Raw genomic sequence first — 18,648 nt, forward strand, 5'->3', positions numbered from 1 at the left:
CGCTTCAGACCTGTTCCAACGCCTGGTTCAGGTCGGCCAGCAGATCGTCAATATGCTCGATGCCCACTGACAGGCGCACCATGCCTTCGGTCACGCCGGCCTTGGCCAGTTCGTCCGCATCCAGCTGACGGTGCGTGGTTGAAGCGGGGTGGGTGGCCAGCGACTTGGCATCGCCTATATTGACCAGGCGCGTGAACAGCTGCAAGGCGTCCAGAAAGCGTGCTCCGGCGGCACGGCCTTCGCTGCCCTTGAGGCTGAACGACAGAATGCCCGATGCACGGCCGCCAGACTGTTTTTGTACGACGGCGTGGTCAGGGTGGTCCTTGAGGCCTGCATAGCGCACCCATTCCACTTTTTGGTGCTGTTGCAGTGTCTCTGCAATCTTCTGCGTGTTATCGCAGATGCGGTCCATGCGCAGAGCCAGGGTTTCAATGCCTTGCAGGATCTGGAAGGCGTTCTGCGGCGAGATGGCGGCGCCCATATTGCGCAGCGGAACGACGCGGGCGCGGCCTATGAAGGCGGCGGGGCCAAGCGCTTCGGTGTAGACCACGCCGTGATAGCTGACGTCGGGCTCGTTCAGTCGCTTGAAGCGGGCCTTGTGCTCGGCCCAGGGGAACTTGCCGCTGTCCACGATCGCCCCGCCAACGCTGGTGCCGTGGCCGCCCAGGTATTTGGTCAGCGAATGCACGACGATGTCCGCGCCATGCTCAAACGGGCGCAGCAGATAGGGAGAGGGCACGGTGTTGTCTACGATCAGCGGTACGCCATGCTGGTGGGCCACATCGGCCAGCGCACGGATATCGGTCACATTGCCCAGCGGGTTGCCGATGGATTCGATGAATACCGCCTTGGTCCTGGCGTCGATCAGCTTGCCGAAACTGGCCGGATCGCGTGGATCTGCAAAGCGTACCTCGATGCCTTGCTGCGGGAAGGTGTGGGCAAACAGGTTGTAGGTGCCGCCGTAGAGCGTGCTGGCCGATACGATGTTGTCACCCGCTTCGGCCAGGGTCTGGATAGCTGCGGTGATGGCAGCCATGCCCGATGCCAGGGCCAGTGCGGCAATGCCGCCTTCGAGCGCCGCGACGCGCTTTTCCAGCACGTCGGTGGTGGGATTCATGATGCGCGTGTAGATATTGCCCGGGACCTTCAGATCAAACAGATCGGCGCCATGCTGGGCGCTGTCAAACGCGTAGGCCACCGTCTGGTAGATGGGCACGGCCACCGCCTTGGTGGTGGGGTCGGGGGAATAGCCGGCATGTACGGCGAGTGTCTCTATGCGCATGTGTGTGTCTCTTTGGCAGGTTATTCGAACGCCGCAGCCAGAGCGTTGGCGTCATTGATTATGTGCAGGACGCTGACTTAGGAGAACGACCTAATGGCTATGTGCTTATGCCAGAGTGAAAGCGAGCGCTGTATTGGAATATTGGAGATACTTCTCGCCGGAGAATGGACGACGTTGAATTCACAGTTTCCTGCGCGGAGAACCTAAATTGGGCCAGCCTGCAGATTTGTACTTTGCCTTGATTGCGCCGGCTTGCGTGGTGCTGTTCGGGCTTGCCTTGTTGGCTTGCTGGTATGTGCAGCGCCGACAGCCGCGTGCGCTGTTCCTGCTCTGGCTGGTGGGCGGTTATGTGCTGCTCGCAACGGCTCTGGCTGCGCAAAGCCTGATGAGCAATGCACAGCTGAGCCAGTTTGCAATCGCCACGGCATGTCTGTACCTGCTGGGGACCTGGTCGCTGGCGCAAGGGGTTTCCTTGCGGCTGGGGTCTGCAGGAGCGAGTGTGCCAGGCGGTATTCTGGTGGCGGTCGTCGCCTTGTCCGTGCTGTACTATTTTTCCCGGATCGAAAATGATCTGTGGGTCCGCGTGCAGTGCCTGGCACTGGCCATGGCCTTGCAGCTGACCCTGGCCATGCCGGCGTTTCTCAAGGCCGATTCGTCAAAGGACTGGCTGGAGCGTGGCGTGCGCTGGGCCTATGGGCTCAACGTCTGCTATGCCTTGTTCAGGCCGGCGGCCGTAAGTCTGTTGCCCGTTCACGAAGTGCAGGAGCTGACCCGATCTGGATACTGGCTGCTCACCCAGGCCATAGCGCTTCTGTTTGCAATGTGGTTTGCCGTAGGACTGCTGGCATGCTCGGTCAGGGACGTGATGACGACATTGCGCGAAGAGCGCAACCGTGACTCTTTGACGCGCCTGCTCAATCGTCGTGCCTTCATGGAGGCCGCAGAGTTGCGCTTGGCCGATCAGCGGCTGGTGCCCTGGGCCGTGGTTGCCGTGGACATCGATCATTTCAAATACATCAACGACAACTGGGGCCATGCGGCCGGCGATCAGGTGCTGCAGCAACTGGCACAGTTGCTGACTCAGCAGGTCAGAGACTGCGATCTGGTTGCCCGCTTCGGCGGAGAAGAGTTTCTCTTGCTGCTCTCACGAGTACAGCTGTTCGAAGCGCAAGCCATTGTGGAGCGTGTACGTGAGCGCTTGCAAAGTCAGGCGCTCGGAGGATTGGCTGCGCAACTCAGGGTGACAGCCAGTTTTGGCATTGCTGCACTCAGTTCCGCGCAGGACTTCGAGCAGGCACTGGCTCGGGCTGATGCGCTGCTCTACAAGGCCAAGAAGGCGGGGCGGGATTGTGTCATGAGCTCTGCGCAAGACGAGAGCGAGCTGCAATGGAAAATGTTTGCCTGAATCCCGCTATCAGGCGCAGAGCCCATGGCGCTTTGCGGTTTGGGTTCTTTTCGCGATCTGAGGCTTGAACGTTCACGACCTCGGACTCCTGGGACCGCGTCGGGGAAGGACGGGTATTGTGCTTTCCCAGGCGGGCAGGTGGGCATAGATCACGACTGGAGCATGGGCGTCATTGGCGGCATAGCGTCGCTGGGCCGGGCTGAGTTCCGTGGCAGCCCAGTTGGAGGTGGTGGTGCGCTTGGACTTGCGAAAGCTCTGCTGGAGTACCAGCGCTGCGGCCGCACGCACACCCACCGATGGGCCATAGCCGAGCCGCTTGAAGCGGCTGTCCAGATCCTGAATATTGATCAGCGGCGCCCCCAGCCTGCGGGGCAGGGAGTGTTTGTCGTTATCGAGCCCGAAGCCGACCTTGCAGATATGTTCTGCAGCCAGCACCATGCGCGATACTTCCAGAGCCATGGGCCTGTGCAGCTGCAGCAGCCAGACCTGACTGGCCGTGGCAAGCTGCACCAGATGAGGGCCGTTGTCTTGCTGGCCAATATTGAAGATGGGTTTGCTTTCCGTGTCAAAGCCGAGCACGGGTTCGGCATTCATGGCCTTGAAGGCAGTCTCGAATTCGGCTTCGGACTGCGGAATGTGGATTGCATGTTCGGGCAATTCCAGAAACGGAGGGAGCAGGGCACTTTCGTCCTTGCTGGGAGCAATCAATCGGGGCATGCCGGTGATTACACACCAGCTTCGTGCTTATCCCCAGAACATGTGGTCTGGCCTGTGGGTAAATATCGGAATAAATGCGCAAAGCCTTGACTGGCAAGGCTTTGCATGTTGCGCCTAAAAAACAGGCAATCGATTCAGCGACGCTTAAACACGGGCTTGCGCTTTTGCAAAAAGGCCGTCACGCCTTCGAGGCTGTTGCCGGAGCGGGCGCAGGCCAGCATGGTTTCGCGCTCGGCACCCAGTTGCTGCTGAAGGTCCTGCCGGTGTGCCGAGTCACAGAGGTTTTTGATGCCCGCCAGGGAGTTGGTGGGGCCGCCGGCAAGCTCCTCGGCCAGCGCGGTGGCCGCCGTGAGCAGCTGTTCGGGATCGTGCACCTCGTCGACCAGGCCCATGCGCAGACAGTCCTCGGCCGCGATAGCGCGGTTGCTCATCAGAATGTATTTGGCCCTGGCAGCGCCGGCACGGCGGGTGAGATAGCCCGATACACCCAGATCCGGGCTCAGGCCGATGGCCGAATACCCTCCGCGTAAAAACATGTGACGGCTGGCCAGTACCAGGTCCGCACACAGTGCGAGCCCGATGCCGCCGCCTCCGACAGGGCCTTGCACGGCACTGATGACCGGCAGCGGCAAGCTGGCCAGCTGATGCATGACTGGATTGAGCACATCCAGCATGGCACCGATCAACGGTGCCAGTTGCTCTCGATGTACGCCAAATTCACTGATGTCACCTCCGACGCAGAATTGTTTACCGCTTGCAGAAATGAGCAGGGCGCCGATATCTGCGTTGCAGGCCTGCTGTACCACTGCCTTCAGGTCGTGAGCCATGGCCGTGCTGATCACGTTGCCCCGCTCGGGCTGGTTCAGAACCACATGACCTACGCCGTTGCGAACTTCCCAGAGAACCAGATCAGACATCAGGTGACCTTTCTTTCATATGGAGTCCGTAAGAAGGCCAAGACGCTCTTTGGCGTCTTGCGACTTTGGACAATGTGGGTGAATTGATGAAGCTGGCAGCGCACATGCTCTTGCTTCGGTTCAGGCTGCATTCGGTGGCACGCAGCTCATGCCTCGTCCTTGTTTCGGCGACCATGTCCCGCTGTCCTCAGACGCGCTCATACAGAGTGACCACGCAGGCTCCACCCAGGCCCAGGTTGTGCTGCAGGGCCAGGCGTGCCTCTGGCACCTGGCGTTGCTCGGCCTTGCCGCGCAGTTGCTGGACCAGTTCGGTGCACTGAGCCAGACCAGTGGCACCCAGCGGGTGGCCCTTGGAGAGCAGACCGCCCGAAGGATTGGTGACGAATTTGCCGCCGTAGGTGTTGTCGCCATCAAGCACAAACTTCTCAGCCCCGCCGACGGGGCACAGTCCCAGGGCCTCATAGGTCAGCAGTTCATTGTGGGCAAAGCAGTCGTGCAGCTCCACCACATCCACATCCGAAGGGCCGATGCCGGCTTGCTCATAGACTTGCCGGGCCGCGTTGCGGGCCATGCTGAAGCCCACGACTTCGCGCATATCCTGGGCCGCAAAGGTTTCAGGGCCATCGGTGGTCATGGCCTGGGCACGAATGCGCACGCTATGGTCCAGTCCGTGCTTGCGTGCATAGGCCTCGGACACCACGATGGCGGCCGCTGCGCCGCAGGTGGGCGGGCAGGCCATGAGTCGGGTCATCACGCCTTGCCACAGCATGGGCGCGGCCATGACTTCCTCCTCCGACACCTCGGTGCGGAACAGTGCCAGTGGATTGCGTGCCGCATGGCGGCTGGCTTTGGCGCGAATCTTGGCAAAGGTGGACAGCTTGGTGCCGTACTGTTCCATGTGGGCCTTGCCTGCCCCTCCGAAATAACGCAGTGCCAGAGGCACTTCGCCGTTGCCGACCAGTGCGTCCGTGGCTTCATCGAAGCGGTCAAACGGGCTGGGTCGGTCGGTGTAGACCGATCCCAGTGCGCCGGGATTCATCTGCTCGAAACCCAGGGCCAGCACACAGTCGGCAGCGCCGCTGGCGACGGCCTGGCGTGCGAGGAACAGCGCGGTGGAGCCAGTGGAGCAGTTGTTGTTGACGTTGACGATGGGGATGCCGCTCATTCCGACCTCGTACAGCGCGCGCTGGCCGGCAGTGGAGTCTCCGTACACATAGCCCACATAGGCTTGCTGCAGCGAGGCATAGGAAATGCCGGCATCGGCAAGCGCCAGTTGCGTCGCGGTTGAGCCCATCTGGAAATAGGGATCGCTCTTGCCAGGCTTGGCAAACGGAATCATGCCGACACCAGCAACAAACACATCGCGACTCATGGGGGCTCCTGCAAAGGGTTGGTACAGCAGCCATGCTAGGAAAACCTCTTGCATTTGCCCATTGCGGAGTACATCGTCGACATGTCAAAAGACCTCATGATGACTCAATGAAAACCCGCAAGAATATTCCCTATACCGTGTCGATTGAGCTGGTGCGAGGGATCGTGCAATCCATCGAGCGCAAAGGCCATGCGCCGGAGACTTTCCTGCTACAGGCCGGCATAGCACCAAAACTGCTGGAACAGGCGGGCGCGCGCGTCAGCTCGGATCAATACATCGCATTGATGTGGCGCGTGATCTCGGCGCTCAACGACGAAGCGCTGGGCCTGTTCTCGCGCCCGCTCAAGCGCGGCAGTCTGGAGCTGATAGCGCGTGTTGCCTCTGCGGAGCACACGGTGCAAGGGGCGCTGGAGCGCATGTGCGAAGTCCACAACCTGCTGCAGGACGATGTGGAAGTGAGTCTGCTGGTCAGGGCCGGTGAGGCCGCCATCTGCGTGCGTTCCCTGAGCAGCCAGCCTCCGGCCAATTTTCTGTACGAGTACCTGCTGCGCATACTGTGGCGTATCGCTTCCTGGTTGATGGGTGGCGGGCTCAAGGTGCGGCAGTTTGATTTTGTATTTGAGCGGCCCGACTATGTCAGGGACTATGGGGAGGCGTTTCCAGCCCCCATGTGCTTTGGGCAGACGGTAGCGGCGTTCTGGTTTGAGGCCGGTCTGCTTCGGCGTGTGTGCCGGCGCGACGAGAGCGCTCTGCGCAGCTTTGTCGCAAGCTGGCCTGCGGCAGCCGTCATTCCTGCGCGCGCTGGCAATGAGATTGCTGCCCTGGTGCATGCCTATCTGCAGCAAAGCCGCCCGCACTGGGTGGGGCTGGAGGCCACGGCAGCGGCGCTGCATATGTCTGCTCCTACCCTGCAACGCAAGCTGAGTGCGGCCGGCACCTCGTTTCAGGTCATCAAAGATGGACTGCGCCGTGATATCGCCATCTCCCGTCTGGGCTCCAGCACGGTCAGCTTTGCCACGCTGGCTGCGGATCTGGGCTTTGCCGATGCGGCTGCGTTCCAGCGTGCCTTCAAAGGCTGGACTGGGAGCCCGCCGGGCCTGTACCGGGTCAGAGCGGCTTAGAAGAGCAGTATTCGGGTGCACTCGCAGTAGCTCGTTCGAGCTGTGGAAAACCCTTGCGTGAAAGTCCTGAATATTTTTGCCAATCAAGTGATTGGTAAAAATATAAGACGCCGATATGCTGCATCTCATGCAAGCAGTTCATGAAGAAATTCCGACCGTCAAACGCGGACGCGGCAGGCCGCCCAAGTCTACCGAGGAGCGCAATGAGAGCGCGCGCCGCAGCGAGCTGGTGCGTGTCGCAGCCAGGCAGTTTCGCCTGCGAGGCTTTCACGGCAGCAGCACCCGCGACATCGCCGCTGCTGCAGGTATGCAGCCGGGGTCCATTTTTTACTTTTTTGAGAGTAAGGAAGCCATGCTGCATGCCGTTATGCGGGATGGGATGGCCCAGGCTGCGGATAGTCAGAACGCCGCACTGCAAGCGCTTGGGGCCCGTGCCAACGGAGTGGAGCGACTGCGCGCCTTGGTGCGTAATCACCTGCAGATCATGGTGGGTGGCGAGAGCGACTTCATCCCCGTGATGCTCTACGAATGGCGCTTGCTCAGCGATGCGCAGCGCATGGATGTGAGCGCACAGAAGGATGCCTACGAAGCGCAATGGATGCCCGTGCTGCAGGCGCTGCAGCGCACGGGCAAGCTCAAGGCCCGCCCCGAAATCGCGCGATTGCTGATCTTTGGCGCTCTGAACTGGACTGCGCAGTGGTTTTCCGAGGACGGCAGCCTGAGTCTGGATGCGCTGACCGATCAATCTCTGGCCTTGTTCATTGGAGAGAGCTGATGTACCAATCCGTTTTTCGTCCGGATTTGTTTGCCGGACAAGTGGTGGTGGTGACCGGTGGTGGCTCGGGGATAGGCCGCTGCATAGCGCATGAGCTGGCTGCGCTGGGCGCACATGTGGCACTGGTGGGGCGCGATGCACAAAAGCTGCAGAGCGTGCAGGACGAACTGGCGCAGCAGGGAGCTCAAGCCAGCAGCCACAGCTGCGATATCCGCGACGAGGCGGCAGTCAAGGCCGTGGTCGAAGAGATGCTGACCCGGCACGGTCGTATCGACGCCTTGGTCAACAACGCGGGCGGACAGTATCTCTCGCCGCTGGCGTCCATCAGCGCCAAGGGCTGGCAGGCGGTGCTGGACACCAATCTCACCGGCGGCTTTCTCATGGCGCGCGAATGCTACGCACAGCACATGGCGCGGCAGGGAGGCTCCATCGTCAACATGGTTGCCGATATGTGGGGCTCCATGCCGGGCATGGGGCATAGCGGCGCAGCACGGGCGGGCATGGTCAGCTTCACCGAAACCGCTGCAGTGGAATGGGCCGCGCAGGGGGTGCGCGTCAATGCCATTGCGCCGGGCTATATAGCCTCCAGCGGCATGGATCACTATCCGCCCGAGGCAGCGGACATGTTGCGAAAGATGCCGGCAACCGTGCCAGCAGGGCGCTTTGGCAACGAGGCCGAAGTCTCCGCTGCCGTGGTCTTTCTGCTCAGTCCGGCGGCCAGCTTCATCAGCGGAACGGTTCTGCGGGTCGACGGCGCCCGTCCTCAGGTGCGCATGGGCATGGGGCCGGTGGCTGCCAGTACCGAAGCGCAGCAGCGCAGTGCAGTGCGTGCATTTGACGGCTTTTCTCTCTACCAGACTCCCAAGGTGTTTCAGTCATGAGCGTCTTTGCATCCCAATGGAATGGCGGTGGCGAGTTGGCGCAGCAGCGCCGGGCTGCCACGCTGGGGCGCATCGCCGCGCTGCGAGAGCTGGAGCAGCGGGCGGCCCAGGCATCGCAGCGGGCCAAGCCGCAGTTTGAAAAGCGCGGCCAGTTGCTGCCGCGAGAGAGAGTTGCATTGCTGCTGGATGCAGGAATGCCATGGCTGCCGCTGTGCACGCTGGCGGGTTTCATGCAGGACCAGGACGACCCGGCCAAGTCGGTTCCCGGAGGCGGAATGCTGGCGGGCATCGGCTTTGTAAGCGGTGTGCGCTGCATGGTGGTGGCCAGCGATTCGGGCATCGAGGCCGGGGCCATCCAGGAAAAAGGCCTGGACAAGATGCTGCGCGTGCAGGAGATCGCCCTGCAGAACAAGCTGCCCTTCATTCATCTGGTGGAGAGTGCAGGCGCCAACCTCATGCGCTATCGTGTCGAGGGCTTTGTGATGGGCGGAGCCTTGTTTCGCAATCTGGCTCGGTTGTCCGCGGCAGGTTTGCCGGTCATTACCGTGCAGCATGGCTCGGGCACGGCCGGCGGGGCCTATATGCCCGGGCTGTCGGACGTGGTCATCATGGTGCGCGGTCGCTCGCGTGCCTTTCTGGCCGGGCCGCCCTTGCTCAAGGCGGCGACAGGCGAGATCGCGACCGAGGAAGAGCTGGGTGGTGCCGAAATGCACACCAGTGTCTCGGGGTTGGGCGAGTATCTGGCGGAGGACGACCGCCATGCCCTGGGCATGGCACGCGCCGTGGTGTCTCAGCTGTCCCAATGGAAAAAGCCTGAAGCTATATCTACACGGGAAGCTATTAATTCAGGAATCGTCGAGCCGCGTTACGACGCCGATGAGCTCTTGGGTCTGATGCCGGCACACCACCGCGAGCCGGTGGATATGCATGAGGTCATGGCGCGACTGGTGGACGGCTCCGAGCTGCTGCTTTTCAAGTCCGGCTACGGTGCGGCCACGCTGTGTGTGCAGGCGCATATCGGAGGCCATGCCGTGGGTCTGATCTCCAACAACGGCCCCATCGATGTGGCTGGTGCCAGCAAGGCCGCGCACTTCATTCAATGGATGTGCCAGTTGGGCCACCCCATCATCTATCTGCAGAACACCACGGGCTATATGGTGGGCAAGGACAGCGAGCAGGCCGGCATGATCAAGCACGGCAGCAAGATGATTCAGGCCGTGACCAACGCCACAGTGCCGCAGATCACCATCCAGTGCGGCGCCAGCTTCGGTGCGGGCAACTACGGCATGTGCGGCCGAGGCTATGCGCCGCGCTTTCTTTTCAGTTGGCCCGGCGCCAAGACGGCGGTGATGGGCGGCGAGCAGGCGGCCAGCACCATGCGTCAGGTCACCGAGGCCGCCATGGCACGCAAGGGCCTGGCCGTCGATGCCGAGCTGATGCAAAAGCAGTACGACCAGATCGTGGCCATGTTCGAAGCCCAGTCCGATGCGCTGGTCACCAGCGGCTTGCTGCTGGACGACGGCGTGATCGATCCGCGCGACACCCGCGCAGTGCTCTCGTTCTGCCTGCAGACCTTGCACGAAGCGCAGCAGCGCACCTTGCGCCCCATGCAGTTCGGGGTCGCGCGCATGTAGTGCCGCGCCTCTTCCCCCTTTTTTTCTTCCAAACAGGACTCGACGGAGACAAGCCATGCAATGGACCCATGAACATCTGGAAGTGCGCAAGACCCTGAAGCGCTATATCGACGAGAAGATCAATCCTCATGTCGATGAATGGGAGCAGGAGGAGATCTTCCCTGCGCACCAGGTGTTCAAGGGTCTGGGCGATCTGGGCCTGCTGGGCCTGACCAAGCCCGAAGCCTATGGCGGCTCGGGGCTGGACTACTCCTACAGCCTGATGATGGCCGAGACACTGGGCCATATCCGCTGCGGCGGTGTGCCCATGGCCATTGGCGTGCAGACCGATATGTGCACACCCGCACTGGCACGCTTTGGCAGCGATGCCTTGCGCGAGCAGTTCCTGGCTCCCGCCATTGCGGGCGATATGGTGGGCTGCATAGGCGTGAGCGAGCCCGGTGCGGGCAGCGATGTCTCGGGCATCAAAAGCCATGCCCGCAAGGATGGCGACGACTACGTCATCAGCGGCCAGAAGATGTGGATCACCAACAGCATTCAGGCGGACTGGATGTGCATGCTGGTCAACACCGGCGATGGACCGGTTCACAAGAACAAGAGTCTCATCATGGTGCCCCTGCGGGAGGGTCCGCGCGGCAAGCTGACCAAGGGCGTGGAAGTGGCGCAGAAGCTGCGCAAGATCGGCATGAACTCTTCGGATACGGGCCTGCTGTTCTTTGACGAGGTGCGCGTGCCGCAGCGCTACCTGGTGGGGCAGGAGGGGCAGGGCTTCATCTACCAGATGCAGCAGTTTCAGGAGGAGCGGCTCTGGGCCTCGGCCAGCGGCCTGCTCGCCATGGAGGACTGCATTCAGCAGACCATAGAGTGGGCACAGCAGCGCCAGATGTTCGGCAGCACCCTGATCGATCAGCAATGGGTGCAGTTCAAGCTGGCCGAGTTGCAGACCGAAGTCGAGGCCCTGCGTGCACTGACCTATCGTGCCGCCCAGATGTATATGGCGGGTCAGGATGCGCTGCAACTGGCAAGCATGGCCAAGCTCAAGTCGGGTCGGCTGACGCGCGAAGTGGCCGATACCTGCCTGCAGTTCTGGGGCGGCATGGGCTTTACCTGGGACAACCGTGTCTCGCGCCTTTACCGCGACGGGCGTCTGGGATCGATAGGCGGCGGTGCCGATGAGGTCATGCTGGGCATCATCGGCAAGACCATGGGGCTGATCAAGCGCCAGGCGCACTGAGGAGCAGCGCATGACTCAGGTGCTTGAAATCGAACGCCTGCCCTTGGGCAACGGCTTTGTGGAATGGTGGCGGCTGAACTCGCCGCAAACCCGCAATGCGCTGACCGATGAACTGGTGCAGGCCTTGCGCGATCACGCCACAAGAGCGCAGAAGGATTCACAGTTGCGCGTGGTCGTGCTGTGCGGCAACGGCGGGCATTTCTGTGCGGGCGGCAGCCTGGGAGGTTTTGCCAGCAGCATAGGCTCGCCGCTGCCTGCGAGGGCGCAGGACCCGCTGGTTCAGGTCAACCGGGAGTTTGGTCAGCTGCTGCAGCAACTGGCCGAGCTGCCCCAGCTGCTGATCGCCGCCGTGCAGGGCGCAGCCATGGGCGGCGGTGTGGGGCTTGTCTGTGTGGCCGACTGGGTGGTGGCGGATCAGCAGGCCGTCTTTGCCACGCCCGAGGTGACGCTGGGCATTGTGCCCGCGCAGATTGCACCTTTTGTGCTGCGCAGGCTGGGCGATGGCTTGGCGCGCCAATGGCTGCTGGGCGGTCAGCGCTGGTCCGCAAACCAGGCACAGCAGGCAGGCCTGGTTCAGACCGTGATCCAGGCCGCAGACGCTGCCCACTGGCAGAGTCAGCTGCAGCAGCAGCTCGAGATCTGCGCGCAGGCTGCACCGCAGGCGGTGGCTGCCACCAAAAAGCTGCTGGCAGCCATTGGCGGGCAAAGTCTGGATGCATCGCTGAACCAGGGCGCGCAGGCCTTTGCCAGAGCGCTGCGCAGCGCTGAAGCAGGGGCCGGGCTCAAGGCCTTTTCCAGCAAGCAGCCCGCTCCCTGGACCTGCAATGCAGGAGGCACATCATGAAGCGCATTCTGATTGCCAATCGTGGCGAGATTGCGCTGCGCATCATGGCCACCGCCAGGCGCATGGGCATAGAGACCGTGGCGGTGTACTCGGATGCGGATGCGGGAAGCCTCCATGTGCAACAGTCCACGCAGGCCTATGCACTGGGCGGGCTGACATCGGCCCAGAGCTATCTGGACGTGAACAAGCTGCTGGCAGCCGCCAAGGCGACAGGGGCCGATGCCGTTCATCCCGGTTACGGCTTTCTCAGTGAGGATGCGGGCTTTGCCCAGGCCGTGCAGCAAGCGGGCCTGATCTGGATTGGCCCACCGCCAGCCGCGATCCGTCAGCTCGGCAGCAAGGCCGCCGCCAAGCAACTGGCCAAGGCCCATGGCGTGCCCTGTCTGCCAGGCTACGAAGGTGACGACCAGAGCGATGCGCGCTTTGCCGACGAGGCAGCCATGATTGGCTATCCTGTCATGGTCAAGGCCGTGGCCGGTGGTGGCGGGCGCGGCATGCGGCTGGTGGAAAGTGCCCAGCAGCTGCATGCCGCTCTGAGCAGCGCACGTTCCGAAGCCCAGGCCGGCTTCGGCAATGGTGACTTGCTGGTGGAGCGTGCCGTCATGCACCCGCGTCATGTGGAAGTGCAGGTGTTTGCCGACGGGCACGGCCATGTGATTCATCTGGGGGAGCGCGATTGCTCGGTTCAGCGCCGCCACCAGAAGATCATCGAGGAAGCCCCCAGTCCGGCCGTCAACGCCGAGCAGCGCGAGCACATGGGCAGCTGCGCCGTGGCCCTGGCCAAGGCCGCGGGCTATGTGGGGGCAGGTACGGTGGAGTTCCTGGTCGAAGGCCGGCAGTTCTATCTGATGGAGATGAATACCAGACTGCAGGTCGAGCATCCTGTGACCGAGGCCTTGACGGGCCTGGATCTGGTCGAGTGGCAGATTCGCGTGGCGCGCGGCGAGGCCTTGCCGTTGACGCAGCAGCAGGTTCAGTTTGAGGGCTATGCCATCGAGGTGCGATTGTGTGCCGAAGACGAGAACTTTCAGCCCCAAACCGGCGTGGTGCGACATTTCTCGGCACCCGAGGCCGCCGTCTTCAGCCGCGCGCCGCTGCGCTTTGACCATGCATTGCATTCCGGCAGCGAGGTCACGCCCCACTACGACGCCATGCTGGGCAAGCTGATCGTCCATGCACCAACGCGAGAGCAAGCTATCGACAGGCTGATTCATGCGCTGGGCCAGCTCACGGTGCTGGGTTTGCCGACCAATCGCGCATTTCTGATTGAATGCCTGAGCGACGAGGTGTTCAGGCGGGGCCAGGCACTGATCTCCTATCTGGCGGGCGATGCGCCGCGCTTGCAGCAACTGCTGCGAGAAAAGGAAGCTCTGGCTCACCAGCAGTGGGGAGCGCTGTGCGCCGTGGGCCAAGGGCCGGGGCCGCTGGCCTGCAGCTATGTCCAGTTGCGCAAGCTGCAGCACCGGGGCCGGACGCGGGAACTGGCACTGTGGCCCGAGACCGCACAAAGCTGGCTGCTGCGGTGGCACGGCGCAGAGCCTGCGCTGCTGCAGGTCGACAGGTTGCTGGCCTATGGCTGGCGAGCGAGATCGGCGGGCCTGACCCAAATCGTGCAGGCCGTGCAACTGCCCGTCGGGCAAGGCGGGATGCGCTGGCATCTGCAGGCTGGTGGTGTGGACTGGTGGGTCGAAGATACAAGCTATGCCCCGCCCGAGCATGCAGCCGGAGCCGGCCAGACCGCAGAGCTGCGCGCCCCGTTCAACGGCCGTGTGGTGCAGTTGGGCGTGGAGACCGGGCAGGCGCTGAAGGCCGGCGATGTGGTCGTGGTCGTCGAGTCCATGAAGCTGGAGCACAGCCTGAGCGTGAAGGCCGACTGCCGGGTGGAGGCCGTGCTGGTCAATGCCGGCCAGCAGGTGGCGCCGGGCCAGGTGCTGCTGAAACTGGTGCCCATGTCTGGAGGTGCTGCATGACGGATGCCACTGAACGCGAAATGCTCTATGACATGGTGCGCCGCTTTGCGCGTGAGCATATCGCTCCTCATGTAACCGCCTGGGACGAGGCTGGCGAGTTCCCGCGCCAGCTCTATCGCCAGGCTGCCGAGCTGGGGCTGCTGGGCATTGGCTACCCCCAGGAGCTCGGTGGCACTGCGGCCACGCACAGCCTGCGCGCCGCCCTGTGGCTGGCGCTGTGCCGCCACGGCGGCAGCGGTGGCGTGCTGGCCAGCCTGTTGTCGCACAACATCGGCCTGCCGCCCGTGGTGGCTCTGGGCAGCGATGTGCTCAAGCAGCAGGTGGTTCCCGATGTGCTGGCAGGCCGCAAGATCGCGGCGCTGGCGATTACCGAACCTGGCGGCGGATCGGACGTGGCGGCACTGCGCACCAGGGCCAGGCGCGAGGGCGACGAGTATGTGATCGAGGGCGAGAAGACCTTCATCACCTCGGGCATGCGTGCGGACTGGATCACGGTGGCGGTGCGCACGGGCGAGCAAAGAGGTGCATCCGGCATCTCCCTGATCCTGGTGCCGGGCGAGAGTGCGGGATTGCGCCGCAGCCCGCTGCACAAGATGGGCTGGCAATGCTCGGATACGGCCCATCTGTTCTTTGATGGCGTGCGCGTGCCTGCCAGTCATCTGCTCGGGGCCGAGGGCGAGGGCTTTCGCGCCATCATGCAGAACTTCAACGGCGAGCGCCTGGGCATTGCCTGCGCTGCGCTGGGCTTTGCCCAGGCCTGCTATGACGAGGCGCTGGCCTGGGCGCAGCAGCGCCAGACCTTTGGCGTGACGCTCAATCAGCATCAGGTCATACGCCACAAGCTGGTGGACATGCAGCAGCGCATGCGCAGCACCGAGGCCTGGATCAACGCGGTCTGTGCACGTGCCGATGGCGGCGATAGCGGGGCGGACTGGGTGGGCGAGGTCTGCGTGCTCAAGAACCACGCCACCCAGACCATGCAGTTCTGCGCCGATACGGCGGTGCAGATTCTGGGCGGCATGGGCTTTATGCGCGGCACGCTGAGCGAGCGCATCTACCGCGAAGTCAAGGTGCTGACGATTGGCGGCGGCACCGAGGAAATCATGAAAGAGCTGGCCGCGCGCCAGTGGCGTATCTAGCGCGGCTGTTGCAGCGGCAGCTGTCGTTGTCGGGGAGTTTGAGCGAAATCAGCCTGAAACGCTTATGTGTAAAGCGTTATCAGCTTCTATTTAAGGAGCGATATGTCCGATAAAGCCATTATTACCTGTTCCATTACCGGGGTGCTGACCGACCCGAATCAGCATCATGTGCCTGTGACGCCAGAGCAACTGGCGCAGGAAGCACGCCGAGCCTATGACGCGGGCGCATCGGTGGTGCATGTCCACTTCAGGCGCCAGGAGGAGGGCAAGGGTCATCTGCCCAGCTGGGATCCGGCAGTGGCCAGGGCCTGCGTGGATGCCATGCGTGCAGCCTGCCCCGAACTCATCATCAATCAGACCACCGGTGTGGTCGGCCCCGATTACCAGGGACCACTGGATTGCCTGCGTGCCACGCGACCCGAGATGGCGGCCTGCAATGCGGGCTCGCTCAACTATCTCAAAACCCGCAGCAACGGAAGCTGGGCCTGGCCGCCCATGCTGTTCGACAATCAGCCCGCCAAGGTGCAGGACTTTCTCGATGTGATGGCCGAGACCCAGACGCTGCCCGAGTTCGAGTGCTTTGACGTGGGCATCGTGCGCTGTGTGGGCATGTATGTGGAAACCGGCATGTACCGAGGCCTGCCCGAATACAACTTCGTGATGGGGGTGGAGTCCGGCATGCCCGCAGACCCCGATCTGCTGCCCATACTGCTCAGGCTCAAGATCAAGGATGCGCCCTGGCAGACCACGCTGATCGGGCGCAGCGAGATCTGGCCCACCCATCTGCGCACGGCCGAGCTCGGCGGACATCTGCGCAGCGGACTGGAAGACACTTTCTATCTGCCGGACGGCAGCAAGGTCACATCCAACGCTCCGCTGATCGAGCAACTGGCGCGCTATGCGCGTGATGTGGGGCGTGAAGTCGCCACTCCCAGGGAGGCCAGGCAGATGCTGCACCTGGCGGCCTGAATCAGGGAGAAGTTGCAGATGAACACTTGTACTCCTCCTCGGTCCGTGGCGCAGGCACTGGCGCAGACCGTGGCCGCCCATCCTCACAGGAATGCCTATATCGACCAGGGGCGCAGCTATAGCTGGCAGCAGGTGGATGTCATGGCCAGCGCCTGGGCTGCCCATCTGTCCTCGCTGGGCCTGCGACCCGGTGAGCGCATCGGCATCATCCTGCCCAACGGTCTGCCCTGGGTGCTGAGCTATCTGGCTGCGGCGAAGACGCGGCTGGTCGTGGTGGGCCTCAGCGTCAGATACCGCGATGCCGAGCTGGACTTCATGCTGCAGGACAGCCAGGCCAAGGCCGTGCTTGCGCCGCGCGAGTTTGCCGGTTTCGACTACCAGAACTATCTGGCACAGGCCCGTCGGCGTCTTGCGGCGCTGGAGCACCTGTTGTGGGTGGATGAAGGATTCGAGCAAGCGCTGCAGTCCGGCGCGAAAGCCTTGCATGAAGGCACAGGTCCCGAACCGGATGACCTGCTGATGATCATCTACACCTCCGGCACCACGGGCAGGCCCAAGGCAGCGGGGCTGACACATCGCTCCCAGCTGGGCTCGGCGCTGGCGCAGCATGCGCATGTGAAGGCTGTGGCGGACGATGTGGTGCAACTGGCCATGCCGCTCAACCATGTGGGCGGCATCACCTGCGGCGTGCTGACCATGCTGCTGGCGGGCGGCACCTGCGAGCTGGTGCCCATGTTCAGCCCCGAGGCCGTCTGGAAAATGGCGCACCGGCATCCGCCGACCTGGCTGGTGGGCGTGCCTACCATGCTGACGCTGCTGCTCATGCATCCGCTTCTGGCAGAGGTGGATATGAGCCGGCTGCGCCTGGTCGTGGTGGGCGGATCAAATGTGGATCCGGTGTTGCTGCAGCGGTTGCAGCGGCAGTTTCCGGGCGTGGACATCATGAATCTCTACGGTCTGTCCGAGACTTCGGGGGCCATCGTGATGACGCCCTGGCAGGCGGATCAGCAGGCCCTGCTGCACAGCATAGGCAAGCCTTTGCAAGGGGCGCAACTGCGCGTGACGGGGGCTGATGGAGAGGAACTGCGGAGTGGCGAGGTCGGAGAGCTGTGGTTTCGCGGTGCGGGGGTGATTCCGGCCTATGTGGGGCAGCAGCAGGACGCAGAGGCGTTTGCCGGCGGCTGGCTGCATTCGGGTGATCTGGGGCTTGTCGATGAGCAGGGCCTGGTCCACCTCAAGGGGCGGCAAAAAGACATGTTCATACAGGGCGGTTTCAACGTCTATCCCAGCGAGGTGGAGAGCGTGATTGCCAGTCATGCGGGCGTGCTGATGGTCGCGGGCATCGGCGTGCCGGACCCCGTGCTGGGCGAGGTGGGGCGCTATTACATCGTGATCAGACCCGGTGCCGGCGTGACCGAGGAGGCGCTGCTCGCGCATTGCCGCCAGCAGCTCGCTGACTACAAGCTGCCGCGCCAGCTGGTGTTTCGTACCGAGTTGCCGTTGACCCCGGCAGGAAAGATCCAGAAAGCCTTGTTGCGAGCAGAGGAGTGCCGTCCATGAATGTGCAATTCGATTTTTCGGGCAGCCATGTGATGGTGTTTGGCGGCACCACAGGCATCAACCTGGGCATTGCCCAGCACTACGCGATGGCAGGAGCCAGGGTCTCGGTCGCCAGCCGCAAGCAGGCCAATGTGGATGCGGCCCTGGCGACGCTGGGGGCGCAGGCCTTTGGCGTGGTGGCCGATGTGCGCGATGAGCAGGCGGTGGGCGCGGCGCTGGCGCAGGCAGTGGCCTGCCATGGGCCGGTCGACGTGCTGGTGTCTGGTGCAGCCGGCAACTTCCTGGCACCTGCGGAGCAGATGTCGTCCAACGCCTTCAAGGTGGTGGTTGACATCGATCTGCTGGGCAGCTTTGATGTCGCGCGTCAGGCTCTGGTGCACCTGCGGCAGCCGGGCGCCAGCCTGATCTTCATCACCGCGCCGCAGTCCACCGTGCCCATGATGTACCAGGCCCATGTCTGCGCTGCCAAGGCTGGAGTGGACCATCTGGCGCGGGTGCTGGCGCTGGAGTGGGGGGGCAGGGGCATTCGTGTGAACGCCATTTCTCCCGGCCCCATCGAGGGCACGGAAGGCATGCGCCGGCTGGCCCCACAGGGGGCAGAAGGAGACGCTCTGGTACGCAGCATGGTGCCGCTGGGGCGCATGGGTACGACTGCGGATATCGCCCGGCTGGCGATGTTTCTGGGCAGTGATGCGGCCAGCTATATCTCCGGCACGGTCATTGCCTGTGACGGCGGGGCGCAGGGCCAGCTCTCGCCCATGGTTGCCGCCGCGGCGATGGCAATGCCGCAGCAGGCGTAGAAACACAACAAGAAAAAGCGTGGGTTAT

The 18,648-nt window shown here is 63.0% G+C and carries 16 protein-coding genes; 12 read left to right on the forward strand and 4 right to left on the reverse strand.

All coding sequences use genetic code 11. From position 1 onward, the window contains the following. Positions 1-4 precede the first annotated feature (4 nt). Positions 5-1,282 (reverse strand): O-acetylhomoserine aminocarboxypropyltransferase/cysteine synthase family protein, encoded by a 1,278-nt coding sequence (locus NOX35_RS10225; RefSeq protein ID WP_256496556.1) that lies wholly within the window; start codon positions 1,280-1,282, stop codon positions 5-7. Positions 1,283-1,490: 208 nt separating this feature from the next. On the opposite strand from NOX35_RS10225, the gene NOX35_RS10230 reads away from it, so the two are divergent. Further along, a complete protein-coding gene (locus NOX35_RS10230) occupies positions 1,491-2,687 on the forward strand; it encodes a diguanylate cyclase (protein WP_256496557.1) in 1,197 nt (398 codons plus the stop codon). 72 nt (positions 2,688-2,759) lie between these two features. Here the strand turns inward: NOX35_RS10230 and NOX35_RS10235 are convergent, their stop codons facing one another. The 3 genes from NOX35_RS10235 to NOX35_RS10245 form a co-directional block, all read right to left on the reverse strand. After that, a complete protein-coding gene (locus tag NOX35_RS10235; RefSeq protein ID WP_182286576.1) occupies positions 2,760-3,404 on the reverse strand; it encodes a 3'-5' exonuclease in 645 nt (214 codons plus the stop codon). A gap of 134 nt (positions 3,405-3,538) precedes the next feature. Continuing rightward, positions 3,539-4,321: an enoyl-CoA hydratase/isomerase family protein gene (locus tag NOX35_RS10240; RefSeq protein WP_256496558.1), complete on the reverse strand. Its 783-nt coding sequence runs from the start codon at positions 4,319-4,321 to the stop codon at positions 3,539-3,541. 187 nt (positions 4,322-4,508) lie between these two features. Further along, a complete protein-coding gene (locus tag NOX35_RS10245) occupies positions 4,509-5,693 on the reverse strand; it encodes a lipid-transfer protein (protein ID WP_256496559.1) in 1,185 nt (394 codons plus the stop codon). A 107-nt stretch (positions 5,694-5,800) separates the two neighbouring features. Between NOX35_RS10245 and NOX35_RS10250 the strand changes: the two genes are divergently transcribed. From NOX35_RS10250 to NOX35_RS10300, 11 genes are all read left to right on the forward strand, one after another. Continuing rightward, the gene (locus tag NOX35_RS10250; protein ID WP_256496560.1) at positions 5,801-6,814 is read left to right on the forward strand and encodes an AraC family transcriptional regulator; all 1,014 of its coding nucleotides are present in this window, start codon (positions 5,801-5,803) and stop codon (positions 6,812-6,814) included. A 127-nt stretch (positions 6,815-6,941) separates the two neighbouring features. Further along, a complete protein-coding gene (locus NOX35_RS10255) occupies positions 6,942-7,589 on the forward strand; it encodes a TetR/AcrR family transcriptional regulator (protein WP_232538184.1) in 648 nt (215 codons plus the stop codon). Then, entirely contained in the window at positions 7,589-8,470 is an 882-nt protein-coding gene (locus tag NOX35_RS10260) for an SDR family oxidoreductase (protein WP_182286581.1), read from the forward strand. Before NOX35_RS10255 ends, NOX35_RS10260 begins: the two co-directional genes overlap by 1 nt. Beyond that, the gene (locus NOX35_RS10265) at positions 8,467-10,104 is read left to right on the forward strand and encodes an acyl-CoA carboxylase subunit beta (RefSeq protein WP_256496561.1); all 1,638 of its coding nucleotides are present in this window, start codon (positions 8,467-8,469) and stop codon (positions 10,102-10,104) included. Before NOX35_RS10260 ends, NOX35_RS10265 begins: the two co-directional genes overlap by 4 nt. A gap of 55 nt (positions 10,105-10,159) precedes the next feature. Then, positions 10,160-11,338, forward strand: a complete 1,179-nt coding sequence (locus NOX35_RS10270; protein ID WP_182286583.1) for an acyl-CoA dehydrogenase family protein — start codon at positions 10,160-10,162, stop codon at positions 11,336-11,338. A gap of 10 nt (positions 11,339-11,348) precedes the next feature. Next, positions 11,349-12,182, forward strand: a complete 834-nt coding sequence (locus NOX35_RS10275) for an enoyl-CoA hydratase/isomerase family protein (RefSeq protein WP_256496562.1) — start codon at positions 11,349-11,351, stop codon at positions 12,180-12,182. Next, a complete protein-coding gene (locus tag NOX35_RS10280; protein WP_256496563.1) occupies positions 12,179-14,152 on the forward strand; it encodes a biotin carboxylase N-terminal domain-containing protein in 1,974 nt (657 codons plus the stop codon). The genes NOX35_RS10275 and NOX35_RS10280 overlap by 4 nt, the downstream gene beginning before the upstream one ends. Next, positions 14,149-15,291 carry an acyl-CoA dehydrogenase family protein gene (locus tag NOX35_RS10285; RefSeq protein WP_256496564.1) on the forward strand — a complete coding sequence of 381 codons (1,143 nt, stop codon included), beginning with the start codon at positions 14,149-14,151 and terminating at the stop codon, positions 15,289-15,291. The genes NOX35_RS10280 and NOX35_RS10285 overlap by 4 nt, the downstream gene beginning before the upstream one ends. Before the next feature lie 102 nt (positions 15,292-15,393). Beyond that, positions 15,394-16,260: a 3-keto-5-aminohexanoate cleavage protein gene (locus NOX35_RS10290; protein WP_182286587.1), complete on the forward strand. Its 867-nt coding sequence runs from the start codon at positions 15,394-15,396 to the stop codon at positions 16,258-16,260. Positions 16,261-16,278: 18 nt separating this feature from the next. Next, complete coding sequence (locus NOX35_RS10295; protein ID WP_256496565.1) at positions 16,279-17,820, forward strand: class I adenylate-forming enzyme family protein; 1,542 nt, start codon at positions 16,279-16,281, stop codon at positions 17,818-17,820. Continuing rightward, entirely contained in the window at positions 17,817-18,620 is an 804-nt protein-coding gene (locus tag NOX35_RS10300) for an SDR family oxidoreductase (protein WP_256496566.1), read from the forward strand. Before NOX35_RS10295 ends, NOX35_RS10300 begins: the two co-directional genes overlap by 4 nt. Positions 18,621-18,648 lie beyond the last annotated feature (28 nt).

Origin of the sequence: Comamonas sp. C11, from assembly GCF_024496285.1 — a bacterium.
Classification (GTDB): Bacteria; Pseudomonadota; Gammaproteobacteria; order Burkholderiales; family Burkholderiaceae_C; genus Comamonas; species Comamonas testosteroni_F.